The sequence below is a fragment of the Pseudoalteromonas sp. c7(2019) genome (assembly GCF_011378625.1).
Taxonomy (GTDB): Bacteria; Pseudomonadota; Gammaproteobacteria; order Enterobacterales; family Alteromonadaceae; genus Pseudoalteromonas; species Pseudoalteromonas arctica.
Map to the genome: position 1 here is coordinate 124,606 of NZ_WTKS01000001.1, position 17,493 is coordinate 142,098.

General features: G+C 38.9%; 12 protein-coding genes. 4 read left to right on the forward strand and 8 right to left on the reverse strand.

Annotated features, from left to right (window positions below):
* Window positions 1-4 precede the first annotated feature (4 nt).
* Window positions 5-3,040, forward strand: coding sequence for a TonB-dependent receptor (locus tag GQR38_RS00565; RefSeq protein WP_165722265.1), 3,036 nt, complete (start codon window positions 5-7; stop codon window positions 3,038-3,040).
* 72 nt (window positions 3,041-3,112) lie between these two features.
* On the opposite strand, the gene GQR38_RS00570 is transcribed toward GQR38_RS00565, so the two are convergent.
* From GQR38_RS00570 to GQR38_RS00600, 7 genes are all read right to left on the reverse strand, one after another.
* Complete coding sequence (locus GQR38_RS00570) at window positions 3,113-3,517, reverse strand: biopolymer transporter ExbD (RefSeq protein WP_331458557.1); 405 nt, start codon at window positions 3,515-3,517, stop codon at window positions 3,113-3,115.
* A 571-nt stretch (window positions 3,518-4,088) separates the two neighbouring features.
* Window positions 4,089-4,532 (reverse strand): PA2169 family four-helix-bundle protein, encoded by a 444-nt coding sequence (locus GQR38_RS00575; RefSeq protein ID WP_007585695.1) that lies wholly within the window; start codon window positions 4,530-4,532, stop codon window positions 4,089-4,091.
* 177 nt (window positions 4,533-4,709) lie between these two features.
* On the reverse strand, window positions 4,710-5,648 hold the full coding sequence (locus GQR38_RS00580; protein ID WP_002961484.1) for a LysR family transcriptional regulator: 939 nt from the start codon (window positions 5,646-5,648) through the stop codon (window positions 4,710-4,712).
* A 16-nt stretch (window positions 5,649-5,664) separates the two neighbouring features.
* A complete protein-coding gene (aceK, locus tag GQR38_RS00585) occupies window positions 5,665-7,383 on the reverse strand; it encodes a bifunctional isocitrate dehydrogenase kinase/phosphatase (protein WP_007585698.1) in 1,719 nt (572 codons plus the stop codon).
* Between the two features lie 103 nt (window positions 7,384-7,486).
* Complete coding sequence (locus GQR38_RS00590; protein ID WP_165722261.1) at window positions 7,487-7,966, reverse strand: DUF4124 domain-containing protein; 480 nt, start codon at window positions 7,964-7,966, stop codon at window positions 7,487-7,489.
* An 86-nt stretch (window positions 7,967-8,052) separates the two neighbouring features.
* Window positions 8,053-9,549 (reverse strand): DUF3413 domain-containing protein, encoded by a 1,497-nt coding sequence (locus tag GQR38_RS00595; RefSeq protein ID WP_007585701.1) that lies wholly within the window; start codon window positions 9,547-9,549, stop codon window positions 8,053-8,055.
* Between the two features lie 5 nt (window positions 9,550-9,554).
* Window positions 9,555-9,767, reverse strand: coding sequence for a DUF1414 domain-containing protein (locus GQR38_RS00600; RefSeq protein ID WP_007375276.1), 213 nt, complete (start codon window positions 9,765-9,767; stop codon window positions 9,555-9,557).
* A 62-nt stretch (window positions 9,768-9,829) separates the two neighbouring features.
* On the opposite strand from GQR38_RS00600, the gene yejK reads away from it, so the two are divergent.
* On the forward strand, window positions 9,830-10,846 hold the full coding sequence (yejK, locus tag GQR38_RS00605; protein ID WP_024599121.1) for a nucleoid-associated protein YejK: 1,017 nt from the start codon (window positions 9,830-9,832) through the stop codon (window positions 10,844-10,846).
* 1,071 nt (window positions 10,847-11,917) lie between these two features.
* On the opposite strand, the gene rne is transcribed toward yejK, so the two are convergent.
* The gene (gene rne / locus GQR38_RS00610; RefSeq protein WP_165721444.1) at window positions 11,918-15,094 is read right to left on the reverse strand and encodes a ribonuclease E; all 3,177 of its coding nucleotides are present in this window, start codon (window positions 15,092-15,094) and stop codon (window positions 11,918-11,920) included.
* Between the two features lie 772 nt (window positions 15,095-15,866).
* Here rne and rluC point away from each other — a divergent pair.
* Window positions 15,867-16,826 carry a 23S rRNA pseudouridine(955/2504/2580) synthase RluC gene (gene rluC / locus GQR38_RS00615; protein WP_010554171.1) on the forward strand — a complete coding sequence of 320 codons (960 nt, stop codon included), beginning with the start codon at window positions 15,867-15,869 and terminating at the stop codon, window positions 16,824-16,826.
* Window positions 16,823-17,485 carry an HAD-IA family hydrolase gene (locus GQR38_RS00620; protein WP_197183869.1) on the forward strand — a complete coding sequence of 221 codons (663 nt, stop codon included), beginning with the start codon at window positions 16,823-16,825 and terminating at the stop codon, window positions 17,483-17,485. The genes rluC and GQR38_RS00620 overlap by 4 nt, the downstream gene beginning before the upstream one ends.
* The last annotated feature ends 8 nt before the right edge of the window (window positions 17,486-17,493 follow it).

A 17,493-nucleotide genomic window follows, 5' to 3' on the forward strand; every position in this document is an offset into this window, starting at 1 on the left:
CGTTATGCAAATCAAACTAATGTTAGATAAAGTTGCATCAATAAAGATTGAACGTAAAAAAAACATTAAAAAAAAGAGACAAAGCCATAGAGGATTTTTGTTTGTCAGCTGTTTATATAAGTTGCGCAGTAACCAAACGCATTTATTGAGTGGATTTAGTGTGCTTGCACCGGCTATTTTTAGCTTGAGTGTACAAGCAGCAACTCAAACCACTGGGCAAATGGTGCAATTTGATATAAAAGCGCAGCGAGCAGACAAAGCCTTAATTGAATATGCTAAACAAACAGAGCAAACCGTGGTGTTTTCTTATGAGTTGGCAAAGCAGTATGACGCAAATTCAGTTTATGGATTTTACACTCAACTAGATGCCCTAGAGGCATTACTAGGTGGGACAGAGCTCGATGCGGTTGTTGATCAAAATGGTTTACTGAGTATAAAACTCAAACAAATCAACAGGAATGATAACAACATGATGAAGCTTTCAGCGGTCAGTGCAGCAGTATTACCAGCCTTACTTGCAGTTAATTCGCAAGGTGTAAACGCAGCAGAAGAAGTCGCTCAAGAAAAAATTGAAAAAATTGCTATTGTCGGTAGCCGTGTAGCAGGACGTTCAGTTGAAGATTTACCCGTTCCAGTAGATATCTTAAGTGCAGAAGCGCTTGAAAATACAGGCCAAACAGAAGTTGGTCGTATGCTACAGTCTATCGCTCCTTCATTTAACTTTTCAAGCTCTGCAATTAGTGACGGTACTGATGCTTTAAGACCTGCAACACTTCGCGGTTTAGGCCCCGACCAAACATTGGTGTTAATTAACGGCAAACGTCGTCACCAAGCAAGTATTATTCATATTAATGGCTCTGTTGGGCGTGGTACTGCAGGTACTGATATGAATGCAATTCCAGCCTCTGCAATTAAACGCATTGAAGTATTACGTGATGGCGCTGCTGCTCAGTATGGTTCTGATGCGATTGCTGGTGTTATTAATATTGTACTTAAAGATGGTAGCGAAGGCGGTAAAGCGGCTATTAACTACGGCCAATATTCAGAAGGTGATGGCGAAACCATCAACCTTGATTTTAATAAAGGCTTTGCGCTAGGCGATGACGGTTATTTAAATACAACTATCAATTACCGTGACCGTGCACCGACTAACCGTGCAGGTTTACATGGCTCTTGTCAGTTTTATGGTTGTACAGAGTTAAGTGACGGTACTTTACTTGCTGGCGATCCGCGTGAACTGACAGCCGATCGTGATACTTTTAGAATTGGTGATGCTGATTCTCAGCAGTTTGGTTTAACAATTAATACCGGTTACGAGTTAGGTGATGGCGAGCTTTACGGCTTTATTACTTACTCAACACGTGAAAATGAGTCGGCTGCATTTTTCCGTCATAATGCAAATGCAGGTGGCAACCCAGTACTACAAGATAACGATGCAACGATTCCATTAGGTTTCTTACCAAAAATTAATACAACTATCGACGATATCTCGTACAACTTTGGTTATAAAACTGAGTTTGATAACGATGCAAGCCTTGATTTATCTTACACCTATGGTGAAAACAGCATTGATTACACGACAAGTGACACTATCAATGCCTCATACGCTAACTTTTTACGTTATGATCAAGGTCTAAGTGCTGCTGATATTCGTACAACCATCCCACGTGAAGCATACGCTTACGGCATGGAATTATCACTACAAACAATCAATATTGATTTTACGCAAAACTTTGATGATTATTCTTTAGCAATGGGTGCAGAAATCCGTACTGACGAATATCGCATTTTAGAAGGTAATGAGTACGCATACCGCGATTACGATACAACCAACGGTGTAAGTATTTACAACGGCTTAAGTGGTGGTGTTGGTTCTGAAGATGCATCAGGTGGTTCACAAGGTTTTGGTGGTTCAGCTCCTGCGTCATCAGTTGATGAATCGCGTGATGTAATTTCATTTTACATAGATGCAGAAGCTTATGTGATTGAAGATGTAATTTTATCGGGTGCACTTCGCTACGATAACTACAAAGGCTTTGGTGATACAGTAAACTTTAAGCTTGCTGGTAACTGGTCTGTAACCGACGATATTTCACTACGTGGTGCATTAAGCTCAGGTTTTAGAGCGCCTTCAATGCAGCAGCTTTACTTTAATAACGTAAGTACGCAATTTGTTGTTGGTACTAATGGTAATTTAGTTGCAGAAGAGGTTGGTACATTTAGAAATGATTCAACACTTGCGCAAAGCTTAGGTATTCCAAAGCTTAAAGAAGAAAAATCACAAAACCGTAGTTTAGGTATTGTATATAACGTTACAGATAATATTAATGTAACCGTTGATTACTACTCAATTGATATTGACGACCGTATTGTAATTAGTGACCGCTTAGGTAAAGGTTTATCTACAAGCCTTGATGCTGCACTAAATAGTGCGGGTGCTGGCGTAGGTCAGTTTTTCTTAAATGGTGCTGATACAGAAACCCGTGGTGTTGATTTTGTAGCAATGTGGAACACTGAAGGTTTAGGCGGCACGCTTGATTTTACACTTGCAGCTAACTTTACCAAAACAGATGTTGTATCGTTATTTTCGCCTGCTGGCTCAAGCCTTGAGACAGTAAACGTAGAAGATATATTTTCAGCTGAAGACATCTCTATTATTGAAGAGTGGCAACCAGAGGATCGTATTAACTTAAGTGCACTTTATCAACGTGATGATTGGACAGTTAACCTGTCACTTAATCGCTTTGGTGAGTACACAGTAGAAGATGGTGGTCGTCAAACGTATGGCGCAGAAATTTTAACTGACGTTAAAGTTAACTACTTCGTTACTGAAGATTTATCGGTAAATATTGGTGCAAATAACTTGTTTGATGTTTACCCAGATAAAAACGAAATAGGTAACTCTCGCTCAGGTACTATTGTGGATGCTAGTGGCAACACAGTAATAAGTAGCTCAGGTGTGTTTGACTACTCACGTCGTTCTGCTCCATTTGGATTTAACGGTGCTTACTACTACATAGGCGCAGAATACCGTTTTTAATTAATAACCTCCCTTTCGTTATTTAACTCAAAGGGCCGTAAGGCCCTTTTTTTGGTTTTATATTGGGCTGTTTTATTTAGAAATCAAACTTATTGAATAATCATCGTATTGCTTAATATTATTCATTACACTCATTAAAGTATTATGTGTACTGTTTTCGTCTGCGGTTATAAGTACCGAACTTATTTCATATTTAGCCGCGAACATCGCTAAATTAGTCGCAACTTGCTCTAAATCAATTAACCTCCCTGAAAAATATACTGCGTTACTTTCATCAATTCTAAATAAAGCATTTTTAACAGGCTTATCTATTTGAGGGCTGTCGAGTGGTCGGTTTAATTCAATAGCCACAGGTTTTACAAAAGATGTAGTTACAATAAAGAAAATTAGTAATATGAACACTATGTCTAACATCGGGGTCATATCTACATCAGCATTATTTTGCAGTTTAGTTAGGGCGTGTGAATCTTTGTGGATTGAAATTTGTTCAATCTAGGGGCGATTAAATCACGGCGCGATGTTTGTAACCTAGTGGGCTAAGTAAAAACCGAGCAACAAAGAGTTAATCGTCCCTAGAAAGAACCCAAAGGGCAGCGCATGTTTGGCCTTTATGCTGCGTTATCGCCTATTTATGGGGAATAACCACACTACATAGGCTCTGCCTTGCCTAAAAACCAAACATACTGATGCAAATTCAACCACCAGAGATCAACACGCCCTAGCTTACTTTTCATATTGGACCTTATTTTTAATTAAATGCTGCGGCGCCACAGCAAGGTTTTAGGTACCTAATAACAAAATTAGCACAGCAAAAATAAAGCGTGGTTAAATAAACATTCTAATAACATTAAATTTTTGTATTTATTATGTATTTAAAATGTGGCGAAATAAGGTGGTGTTTATAGCAATCTGCTTATATATGGGGTCTATTTAGCATCGTTATAGAGTAATTTAATTCGTTAAATTGCTTAAGGATTTATACAGATTGGTATTAGAGGCAATAAAAAACCCAGCGCTAGGCTGGGTTGTATTTATGCGTTATGTAAGCTTACTGCTTTTGCATACGGCTCATTTCTGCATGGCAGCTTTGCATTGTTAATAATGTTTTAGCCAGTGCAGCTTCGCAATCAGCCGGTTGTGGTTTATCCATAGCGGCTTTAATTTCTACAAGCGTTTTATCTTCTACTTCTTCAAGCTCTTTTACATACGTGCTGTCGTTATGTGAGGTGAATGTAGTAAGTAAGGCTGTGTATGCACGTCGTGCTTCAACTGCGAAAGATGAACCATCTTCGCGTTCGCCTTTTTCATTAATTGCATATGGCTGCAAGCGCTCAACACTCACTTTTCGGGCATCTATCATACGCTGAAAAAGTGCGCCAATAGCAGGGTCTTCAACTTTTTCCTGTGCTTTTTGATAAAAGTCGATGCCGCTGTTCATAACTTGAATGATGTCAGTAATATGATTTACTTCTGATCCTTGATGGGTGTTCATAATGACCTCTTTTATTAAATGAATGTATAGTTCAATTTAATAAAAGCAATGTATGTTCCATGTTTTTATTTTCATGTAGTCATTTGATTTTATTGGTTTAATTTTATTACAGGAAGGGGCTAAGTTAATGAGGAAAGTATTAACCTAGCAATTTTTACATTATATTGTGTAATAAAGTTATTTTAGCTCTTCAGCTACTTCAGCTACTTTTTGGCGTAACCAGATATGGCTCGCATCGCGATGTAACAGTGGGCTCCAAATCATATCAAGCTCAAAAGGAGGAATTGGAAACGGTGGCTCTAAAATTTTAAGCCCCGGATCATCTAAGTATATATTTGCGGCTTTTGAAGGAAGGGTCGCAATCAAATTTTTCTCTTTAGCTAAATGAATCGCTACATGGTAGTTACGCGTAAAAGTGGCAATATTACGATGTTTACCAAAGTGGGCAAGTGCTTCGTCAACCCAACCAAGTTTTTGCACATCTTTAGGGTCCATGCCCACGCCTACACCAAAACCTGTTTTACTCACCCATATATGGCGTGCTTTTAAGTAGCTGTCGAGGCTAAAGTTTTCAATAATAGGGTTGTCGGCCTTAACTAAGCAGCAAAAACTGTCTTTCCAAATACGTTTATGATGAAAAGACTGAGGTAAGTTTTCAAAACGGTTGATTGCCATATCTACTTTACCGTTTTCTACATCATGAAAGGTTACATCACTTGGTGTGAGTATATCTAAAGTAGTATCGGGGGCTTCTTCGTGTAGTTTACTTAAGAGCTTTGGCGCTAACGTACTTGCAGCGTAATCACTGGCCATTATTCTAAATACACGTTTACTCTGGCTTGCCTCAAATTCTCGATTAGGTGCTAGGGTTTCTTCAAGCGTCATTAATATGCCGCGAATAACGGGTTGTAACTCTAAAGCGCGCTCTGTCGGGACCATACCATCGCTGGTACGAACTAAAATAGGGTCGTTAAATAAGTTACGAAGACGTTTAAGGCCATTACTCATTGCGGGCTGCGTAATACTCAATTGATTAGCAGCGCGTGTTACGTTGCATTCTCGAAGCAATGTATCGAGATAAACGAGTAAATTTAAATCTATTTTACTTATATTCATTGTGTGTCCTTTGCGTCTACCAGTGATGGATAAATCGCTGTGCTGTCGGGTAAGGGTAAATATGACTTACCTGCCCATTTTTTATATTTTGTTGCGCCTGCTTCCAAAAGCTAACATCTATAAGCTCTGGATGAGTGCTGAGAAAAAACTTTTTATACATAGGATTAGGCATTACAAATGTACATAACTGCTCTGGGAATACATCTTGTGGTGCAACAGAGTAACTTTGTTCATCCATTAAATAATCGTCGTAGCTCTTTGCTTTTGGTAATGCTCTAAAGTTCATATCGGTTAGGTATTGAACTTCATCGTAATCGTAAAAAATAATACGTTTGTGCTTACTTACACCAAAGTTTTTTAAGAGCATATCGCCAGGAAATATATTAACGGCAATCATTTCTTTTAGAGCTTGCCCGTATTCTTCAATCGCGTCTGCGGCACTTTCTTCATCAGCATTTTCTAAAAATAAATTGAGTGGTGTCATGCGCCGTTCAATATATAAATGCTTGATGATCAACCATTCGCCTTCAATTACCATTGATGAGCCAATTGTTTTATGTAATTGCGCAAGTAAATTACTATCAAAACGCGCCAAAGGAAATACGACGTTAGAATACTCTATGGTATCGGCCATTCTGCCAACGCGATCATGGTTTTTTACTAGTTGATAACGCTTTAATACGGTATCACGGCCGAAGGGCTTACTTTCACCAAATTTGTCTTTTATTACTTTAAAAACATAACCAAATGAGGGAAGGGTAAATACCATCATCACCATACCGGGAGTACCCGGTGCAATTGTAAACTCATCACTAGAGTGAGATAAGTGATTTAAAAACTCTCGATAAAACTCAGTTTTACCCTGCTTATGAAAACCCACTGCGTTATAGAGCTCAGCAAGTGTTTTGTTTGGCATAAGCTGATTCAAAAACCGGACAAGTGCTGAAGGTGCATGAGTCTCTACCATAAAGTAGGCACGGGCAAAGCCAAAAATGACACGCATTTGAGATGATTTAGTTAAAAGTGCATCTAAATATAATCCGTTATCTTCATCGTGTAACACGGCGATTATAAAAGGCTGAACCCCACTTTTTGAAACAACACGACCAACAATATAAGCTGCTTTATTACGATAAAAAGGTGTGTGTAAAATATCAAAGCGCATTTGCCAAGGTTGATGATGTGTATCGGGGGCTTGTTTATAAAATGCTTTAACAAGAAGGCGAATATCACGCTCTAAATTTACAAATGGGGCTTTAAAATCAAAATGATTAATAATGCGCTTTATTGTTGGCTTTAGGCCATCAACTACTGGAAAGTATGTCCTATATTCGGCCTCAACAGGTACTGAAGGAGCATCTTTCAAAGTTGCTTCTACAAATATAAAGTCATTATGAAAATAGCGCCTATGGTACAGCCGGCAAAATACAGAGTTATAAAAGGTTTCGGCGAGTTCTGCTTGAGGGTGGAAACATAAAAAATGCTGATATATCTTTTTAACTTCGAGCCATAGGCTTTCATCTAATTGCTCTGTTGGGGTTTCTTTTTTTAGCGCTTGTGTGGTTTCGTTAACACGATCATCATAATAGCTGATACGCAAACGGCTGATATCATTAATTGCTTGCCAATCTTTTTTTGCAAAGGCGAGAGGGGCTTTGGCCGTTGTTTTTTGAAATAGCTGATAGTGCCTTTTAAAACCCGTTAAAATTAATTCAGCAATATGGCGAGGCTGCATTTGCACTCCTTAATAGTCCCTAGAGCTTATACTCTATTGTGTTAAGGGTATGTTATTTTAAGTTTAAAACCAAGATAAATATTACTTGCTAATTAAGAGTGATTTATTTGTATTGAGCTATCTTTTTTTCGAGAATTTTAATTTGTTTAGTAATAATCAATACATCTTTTTTGTACTCTTTATTAATTATTTTTAATTTTTTAGTAATGTCTTTGGTAATACGCTTTTTATCATCAATGGCTAGAATATGATTTAACCGTTCTTGTTGTTTATATTCAGCACGCTCTTTATTACGATCAAGTATTGTTAGTTTATGGTTATTACTGCGAAGCTCTGCCTGTAAGCCAGATAGAAGCCTTTCACGCTCAAGTTCGTTTAGTTGTTTAGTGTAGTCAACCTTAGGACCTGAATACTGATTACCCGTTGTGTTAACTTTATAAGTCGTTGCTTCGTCGTCACACGGCAGTTGAGAGAAGATTGTGCCTTTTTCTGTTACACATTTGTAGTAAGTGGTATCGCTAAAGCTAAAAAAACTGATAAGTAAAAAGCTAGAATGGAGAATATAACGAGAAGTTTTAAACATACATGTCATCCTTGGTTTTTATATCTAACAACAATATAAAACTATAACCTAGCTTGGTGGTATATCAAGCTAGGTTAGGATAACTGTTATTGGGTAAAGGTTTTGAGCTTTTTAATACTCTGTACTAAAAATGGTATATCTAAACCTTGTTCAATAGAAAAACCTTCAGCGGCGGAAATGTTTTTAAAGTTACCATCTGAATCTATTAAGGTAATCCTATCTTTTTTATAGGCTATAACGACACCCTGAGAGTAGTTAACGCCCATATCATCTTTTTTCTTGTATAAATTAACGCCCAGCATTGTTTGCTTAGCAATGGCTTTACAATTTAAATATTGGCCAACACTTGTTGCAATTAAATCGCTAGGTTGAATAAGTCCATCTACTTTAGAAATACGTTTGTCGGAGCTATATAAAGTTGATGTTGTTACTACTTCTTGCTTGTTATTGGCAAGACTAAAAGCAAAAACCTGTGTTTTATCATCTCGTACAACGGCGTTATCGCTACTTTTAATAACTCTAATTGCGCTAGAACTATGTGCTTGATCATTTATAAAACTAAGTTCTTCCACGCCGGTTACTTCAATGCTGCGGCGCTGACTTTGCCATGCGGGAAGAGTTTGATCTCTTAAAATTGCTGCTTTATAAAAAGCTGGCAAACCATACACTAAGCTAAATAGCATATCGTCGTGATTAGTTGGCTGTAAAAACTGCTCTGTTTTGTGTAAGTTTTTATTATCGGCAACAAATTTAGCGAGTTGTTGCTGGGTTTCAAATACAAAAATATCTACATTGGCTTGTGTGTAGTCTTCACACTTATCAAGCGGGCTTGGCATTTGATAACTAATGTTTTGGTTATTAATTTTTACGTTATGTGCTTGCTTATAGCTTTCTATATCAAGCAGGTCATTTTTAGCCAATAAACTTTTAGCGGTAGTAGGGTATGACAGTGGTAGTACATTATCTTGCTTCGTTACGTCAAAGTTTAAATTTGCGTCGGCCCAAATATGAATACTGTGACTAAGTGAAAAACACACTATTAAAAATGAAATTGCGTAACGTGCAAATTTATATTGTTTTAAGCGCTCAAGGTGTTGCCATGTGTAATTACTCACAAGTAGCTGAAAGCCTAAAATAAGTAATACAATCCCACTGGCTAAAATGGTTGTTAAAGCAGGTGAACTGGTTAAACGATGCCACAGTAGAGAAATAATCTCAGGTAAGGCAGATATACTTAGATGATAACCCAAATTAACGTAAACATAAGCATCAAGGGTAAGCAGTGAAGCGCCTAGTGTGGCTATAACAGCCGCCATGCCTCGTATATGTCGTGGGTAGGGGAATATTAAACTAAGCGGAAATACCGTCAGCACAAACGCTAAAAAGGCGATAAAACTAGTGTGGCTTAACCACGTTACTAGCATATAAGTAATGCCCATAAAGCTTGTTGGTGGCGAGTCGGCAAATAAGTAGCTTAAGCTAATAAATAGCGCCAAGCCAATATTGGCAAAAGTAAACCAATGGCCCCAGCTTAATAGCTGACTCGCTTTTGATGAAAACTGATTGTGCTGCGATAAATTCATAGAGTTTATTTAACCGACTGTGATAGAGCTTTTGCAAAGTTCTCAGTTACGGCTTGTCTTTTCCCTGTTGGTACATGCTCTTTTAAGATATGCGTGATAGAATTTCCTAAACACATAAGGCTTAAATCTACCGGCGCATTGTGTTTAGTTAGCACATCAATAAGCTGATCGACGATTTGTTCTACTTCTTCATTAGAGTATTTTGATAAGATTGGCATCAGTTGGTTCAATAAAATAGTTATATTCTCGTATTTTAACACTAGAGGCGTGAAAAACAAAGATGACAACAGACGTTAAAAAATTAGTCGTTCATTATGTAGACAAAAAAGACGGCGATACGCAAATTCACCTTCGAAATGATGAGATGGTAATTAACGATAAAGTAGCCGTTTTTATCGAACAATTACATCATGCATACAATGGTAAGCCAGGTAAAGGTTACTGTGCTTTCAGTGGTGATAAAAACAGTGTTGTAGCATCTGCAATGCAAAGCTACCGTAACGATGAGCTAGGCTTTTGGCATATGACCGAGCAAGCCTCAACGGTTTTAAAAGAAGAACTTGATAAGTATGCATTTAGTGAAACAGGCTATTTAGTATTTTGTCATTATCAGTATGTTGCTACCGATTACATGTTAATTGCGATGATTAACATTAAAGAGCATTACTCTATGACGTCTGAGCTTGATTTAGCGGCTTCTCGCCATTTAGACATATCTCGCATGCAACTCGCTGCTCGTATCGATTTAACAGCGTGGGATACGCAAGCAGAAGATAATCGTTATATTTCGTTTATCAAAGGACGTGCGGGTCGTAAAGTTGCTGACTTTTTCTTAGACTTTTTAGGCTGTGAAGAGGGTATTGATTCAAAACAGCAAAGCCAAGTAATGCTTAGCGCAGTAGAGGATTATTTATCAGAGCAACAGTTTGATAAATCAGAAAAAGACGATTTACGTAAACAAGTATTTGATTACTGTAATGATTGCGTAACCACAGGCGAAGATGCAAGTGTGAGCGATCTATCTGCAACGCTTACAAAAGGCGATGACAGCCCGTTTGATAGTTTTTGCAAAGAGCAAAGCTATGACTTGGAAGAAACTTTCCCCGTTGATAAAAAAACAGTAACCAGTATGGTTAAGTTTTCAGGTCTTGGTGGTGGTGTAAGTGTCAGTTTTGAACGTAAACACTTAGGTGAGCGCGTAACGTACAACGAAGCAACCGATACACTAGTGATTAAAGGTATTCCGCCAAACTTAAAAGATCAGCTACAACGTTTTATGGAAAATGAAAAAGAGTAAACTCATTTGAGCGAGTTGAAAGTTGATTCAAGAGCGCGATATTTATATTGCGCTTTTTTTTACTGGTATCGAAATTCATTGAATCGGAACAGAGCCACTTAAAGATCTATTTCACAAAGAGAAGTGAAAGAAGAGTAAGTGAGAAACACAAGCTAATCTTATTCACGGTGTTAAATTTCGGCTGTAGGCGTGAAGCTTGCTTACGCAAAAAGCACCGCTTCTGTTTACTTAATTTCTTTGCTAACAAAACCACTTAAAGATCTATTTCACAAAGAGAAGTGAAAGAGGAGTAAATGAGAAAAAACAAGCGATGGTTTATTAGCGGAGCTCTTTCAATTTAGCTTTATTGTTACCTCTAAAAGCGCAGCGTCTTTTAACCTCTTTGTGAACAAATCGCTTATTACGGACGTTACTCGTCACGACAATAAGTTGTGCTTCTACAGGTTAATTTGTACTGGATATTTAATTCCGGCTGTAGGCGTGAAGTTTGCTTACGCAAAAAGCACCGCTTCTGTTTATTTAATTTCTTTGCTAACAAAACCACTTAAAGATCTATTTCACAAAGAGAAGTGAAAGAGGAGTAAATGAGAAAACACAAGCGATGGTTTATTAGCGGAGCTTTTTCAATTTAGCTTTATTGTTACCTCTAAAAGCGCAGCGTCTTTTAACCTCTTTGTGAACAAATCGCTTATTACGGACGTTACTCGTCACGACAATAAGTTGTGCTTCTACAGGTTAATTTGTACTGGATATTTAATTCCGGCTGTAGGCGTGAAGCTTGCTTACGCAAGAAGCACCGCTTCTGTTTATTTAATTTCTTTGCTAACAAAACCACTTAAAGATCTATTTCACAAAGAGAAGTGAAAGAGGAGTAAATGAGAAAACACAAGCCATGCTTTATTAGCAAGACTTAGCCTTATTACTACCTCTAAAAGCGCAGCGTCTCTTAATCTCTTTGTGAATAAATCGCTTATTATGGGCGTGAAGAAACTTTAATAATTATTCAAAGTATGTAAACAAAAAAGCCCCGCTATTTATTAAATAGCGGGGCTTTTAAATAAGTGTTAGTAATTAATCAACACTCAATGTTTTAGTCATTGCAGAACTTGCACGACCAGCAGGTTTGATAGAACCCGCACGTAAACCACTGTCTGGTACTAGGTCACGTTTATCGTGAGCCATTGCTACAGATGTGTGTTTTACTTCGCTATCAGCTACAGGAGTAGGCTGTGCCATTGGCGCACTTGCAGACCCTTGAGTAACCGCTGTTTTAACATGCGGTGCTGATTTTTCAGTTTTCACTTTTGCTTCAACTTTAGCTGGCTCTTCAGTTACTACTGGAGTTTCAACTTTAGCTGGTTCTTCAGTTACTACTGGCGCTTCAACTTTAGCTGGCTCTTCAGTCACTACTGGCGTTTCAACTTTAGCTGGCTCTTCAGTTACTACTGGCGTTTCAACTTTAGCTGGCTCTTCAGTTGCTACTGGCGCTTCAACTTTAGCTGGCTCTTCAGTTACTACAGGAGTTTCAACTTTAGCTGGCTCTTCAGTTGCTACTGGAGTTTCAACTTTAGCTGGCTCTTCAGTTGCTACTGGAGTTTCAACTTTAGCTGGCTCTTCAGTTACTACAGGCGCTCCAACTTTAGCTGGCTCTTCTACAGCTTCAACTTTTGCTAAGTCTTCAACTGCAACGGCTTGTTCAATTTGCTGCGCTGCATCCACAGGTGTTTCTTCAGATTTAGCTTTAAGTTCTGCTTCATATTCTGCAGCAGCTTGATCAGCTACTGGAACAAATGCAGGGGCTTCGTCAGATTTAACTTCTGCTTCACCTTCAGGACGTCGACGACGTTGACCTGATGCACGAAGATGACGAGGAGAACGGCGTGAACGTGTACGTGTTTGCTCTTGCTCGTCTTCAGTAGTTGCTGCTTCATCGTTAGAATCAACAACGTCAACTTTCTCTTCTTTAATGTGAGCTGTTTTTTCTGCCGGAGTTTGTGTTTGCTTTTCTACAACAGGCGCTTGCTCTTGAACTTGTGGAGTATCAATAACTACAGCTTGTTCAGGTGTTTGCTCTGTTGAGTTAGCTTGCTCAGCGTTTTCATCTTGCAGACGTACTTTTTTACGTATGTTACGACGTTGACGGCGAACCTTAGGCTTTTGCTCTTTAGGCTCTACAGCTTGAGCTGGCTTAGAATCAGTTTCTACTTCTACTTCTGCTTTTACAGGGGCTTCAGTTTTAACTTGATCTTTTTCTTCGCTTTTATGCTCTGGGCGCTTACGAGAGTTAGGGTTACGACGACGCTTATTGCGGTTCTCGTTTCTCTCTTGAGTCTCGGTGCTTGTTGCTGCTGGTGAGTCTGTTTTAACTTCCTCTTCAGCTGCAGGACGCTCATTGCGTGGTTTATTAGTGCGCGGGTTATTATTACGACGACGTTGGTTGTTATTACGACGACGATTATCGTTACCACGGCGAGCGTTATTACGCGCTTCTTGCTGCTCTTTTTCTACAGCTTCTTTTTTCTCTTCTACTGTTTCGCTTGCAAATAACGATTTAAACCATTTAGTGATTGCTTCAAACAAGCCACCTTCAGTTTTAGTCTCTGTTACTACAGGCTGAACTACTGGTGTAGGCGTTGCTTGTGGAGCCGGTGTAGAAGGCATTACAACACCTTTTAGCATTGGCTCTTCACGTACTGGTGCACTTGGTGATTTTGACATCTCAAATGCTTCAGGTTCTGGCGCAACAACTTGTCCGTAACTTACCGTTTCAAGTGTTTCGTCTTTACGTAAACGCATAACTTCGTAATGTGGTGTTTCCATATGTTGATTAGGAATAATCACTACGTCACATTTATGATGTTTTTCAATGCGATGAACACTACGACGTTGCTCATTTAATAAATAAGCAGCAACGGCAACAGGCACTTGTGCATTTACTTGTGCTGTGTTGTCTTTAATTGCTTCTTCTTCAATTAAACGAAGAATAGAAAGCGCAATTGATTCGTTTGAACGAATAGTACCTTGTCCACTACAACGTGGGCATGGGCCTTGGCTTGCTTCACCTAATGAAGGACGCAAACGCTGACGCGACATTTCAAGTAAACCAAAGCGCGAGATTTTACCAATTTGAACACGAGCACGATCTGGACGAGCAGCATCTTTTAAACGATTCTCTACTTCACGTTGATGGCGTGGAGGCGTCATATCGATAAAGTCGATAACAATTAAACCACCTAAGTCACGAAGACGTAATTGACGTGCAATTTCATCGGCTGCTTCTAAGTTAGTATTAAGTGCTGTTTCTTCAATATCGCCGCCTTTAGTTGCTTTAGACGAGTTGATATCGATAGACGTTAGTGCTTCAGTTGGGTCAATTACAATTGAACCACCAGAAGGCAAACGTACTTCACGCTGGAACGCAGACTCAATTTGGCTTTCAATTTGGTAATGCGTAAATAAAGGAGTGTCGCCTTGATAAAGCTTAACACGGCTCATAAAGTCAGGACGAAAACGCTCAATGTGCGCTTTAGCTTCTTCAAAAACACGTGGTTTATCAATTAAAATTTCGCCAATATCACGACGTAAATAATCGCGTATCGCACGGAATATTACATTGCTTTCTTGGTGTATTAAAAATGGCGCTTTAGCACTATCGGCTGCTTGTCTAATTGCTTCCCAATGTACTAATAATGCTTTTAAATCGTAGTTTAATTCTTCAAACGATTTACCAACACCCGCTGTACGAACAATTAAGCCCATACCTTTAGGAAGTTCTAAACGACCCAATGCTTCTTTAAGTTCAGTACGTTCATCACCTTCAATGCGACGAGAAATACCGCCAGCACGAGGGTTGTTAGGCATAAGCACTAAGTAGCTACCAGCAACACTGATAAAAGTAGTTAACGCAGCGCCTTTTTGGCCACGCTCTTCTTTATCAACTTGTACTATAACTTCTTGACCTTCTTTTATTACGTCGCGGATGTTAGGGCGACCATGAAAAGTGTAACCTGCAGGGAAGTAAGTACGGGCAATTTCTTTTAAAGGAAGGAAACCATGGCGGTCAGCACCGTAATCAACAAATGCTGCTTCAAGAGATGGTTCAATGCGAGTGATTTTGCCTTTATAAATATTGGCTTTTTTCTGTTCGTGACCTGGGCTTTCGATATCTAAATCATAAAGGCGCTGGCCATCAACCAGTGCTACGCGCATTTCTTCTTGCTGCGTTGCATTGATTAGCATACGTTTCATATTGTTACTCTACTTATTTATGTCGCTGACATGACGATGTTTTTCTCGCCTGTTCAGTTGTCCCTATTTTTAGAATGTGCAGCCTCACGACTGGGTCTTTAACGGAACGGCTCTGTTTCTCGTATGCAGTATTTTAAATGCTGGCAAACAATAGCAATTATTATCGCTATTAAATTCTTAATGGTGCTAAAACTGTCGGCTTTTCAGCTACGTTTACAAGTTTTACCCAGAAGTCGGCCTGTCATATTAATCTTACTAAATATCATTCATATTAGGCGCGTAAGGCTCATTAAGTTGGTGAGCAATACATACTGATGTATCGCTAATATCCGTTTTAAGAGCAAAAATCGCTGCCGATGTTAATGAACGCTTATTTATTAGATTTTTTTAGTTCTAAATAAGCTGCTATACGTTACTACAATAATTGAGCTAGTGCTGAACGACGTTTTTTACGTCGTCACTATCAGACAAATTATCTGTTCATTGCTTTCTCTAGCACGTTAAAAGTCGCTTCATGTTCAAACTTAACCAGCAATATATTACGCGCATTGCCGTTAATTGATCGCACGTGTTAACTGAGGAGGCATAAAAGCTTTGGAAAACTTAACTCGGATCTGTATGATCGGCTACCCAGAATGTGCATCACGAAAGTTTTAATGTGTTAAAAAGCACCGTTGTTATTTGCAAATACTAAATATTTGCGCTGCTGATTATCCCACTATTATTACAGTGTTAGCAACTAAATTATTTTACTTAAATTAGTGATTAGGCAATGTCAGAAAAAAACGACTTACAAGTAACTTATGTCACGATCAACGAAGACCATTTAGGTCAGCGTATTGATAACTTTCTTATTACCCATTTAAAAGGGGTGCCTAAAAGCGCTATTTATAAACTTTTGCGCAAAGGTGAGGTACGCGTTAATAAAAAGCGTATTAAGCCTGTATATAAACTACAGCTTGAAGATGTACTTCGTATTGCACCTATCAGGGTTGCTGAGCGTGAAGAATTTGTTCCATCAAAATTAGACAAAGTAACTCGCCTAGAAAACGATATTTTATTTGAAGATAAATACCTTATCGTAATAAATAAACCATCAGGTATGGCTGTTCATGGCGGCAGTGGTTTAAGTTATGGCTTGATTGAAGCTTTGCGAGCACTTCGCCCAGAGGAACGTAGCCTTGAGCTAGTTCATAGGCTTGACCGTGATACATCAGGTTGTTTACTTATAGCGAAGCGTCGTTCGGTGTTAACAGCGTTGCATGAACAACTTCGTGAAAAAACAATGGAAAAAAATTACTGGGCACTTGTAGAAGGGCAGTGGGACTCTAAAACTAAAAACGTAACCGAAGGGCTGCGTAAAAATACACTTAAATCGGGCGAGCGCGTAGTACGCGTAGATAACACTGAGGGAAAACCTTCACATACGCGTTTTAAAGTACTTGAACGTTTTAACGATTGCTCACTTGTACAAGCATCGCCTGTTACAGGGCGTACGCACCAAATTCGTGTGCATACGCAATGTAAAGGTCACCCAATAGCGTGCGACGATAAATATGGCGATCAGGGTTTCGACGATTCTATGCGTAAAGTTGGGTTAAACCGATTGTTTTTACACGCACATGATTTAAGTTTTTATCACCCTAAAAACGAAACAACTATGCGTATTGAAGCACCGCTAGATAAAACGCTTAAAAATACATTACTAAAATTACGAGATGCAAAACTGTGATTGCAGTGACTCCAATTAAAAAATATAAGCTCGTCATTTTTGATTGGGACGGCACTGTTATGGATTCAGTCACTAAAATAGTTAACTGTATTCGTAGTAGCGCCGAGTCACTTAATTTAGTGCCACCTAGTGACGAAGCCATTAAAAACATTATTGGTATGTCGCTTGAAAAAGCAATTGACGTTTTATTTCCTGATAATGTAGCGCAGCACCAAGCGTTAATTTCAGGTTATAAATATCAATACAGTGTGGATACTACTCCCACGCCTGTATTTGCTAATGTTGTCAGCGTTTTAAATGCCTTAAAAGAGCAGGGCATTGTTTTAGCGGTTGCAACAGGTAAAGGTAGAGGTGGATTAGAGCGTTTGCTTGATCAAAGCCAACTTAGACATTTTTTTAGTGCAACACGTACAAGCGATGAGGCACTGTCCAAACCGTCTCCAGATATGTTGTATCAATTGCTTGAAGAACTCGGCATAAGCGCTCAAGACGCTGTAATGATTGGTGACACTCAAATAGACATGACCATGGCAAAAGCTGCTGGCATGGATAGAATCGGCGTAACAATGGGTGTACACAACGCACACCAGCTAAATAAGCTTAGCCCTGTTGCAACAGTAGATAATTATCTGCAACTGCAACAGGTTTTGCTTGGCTAATTTATTTA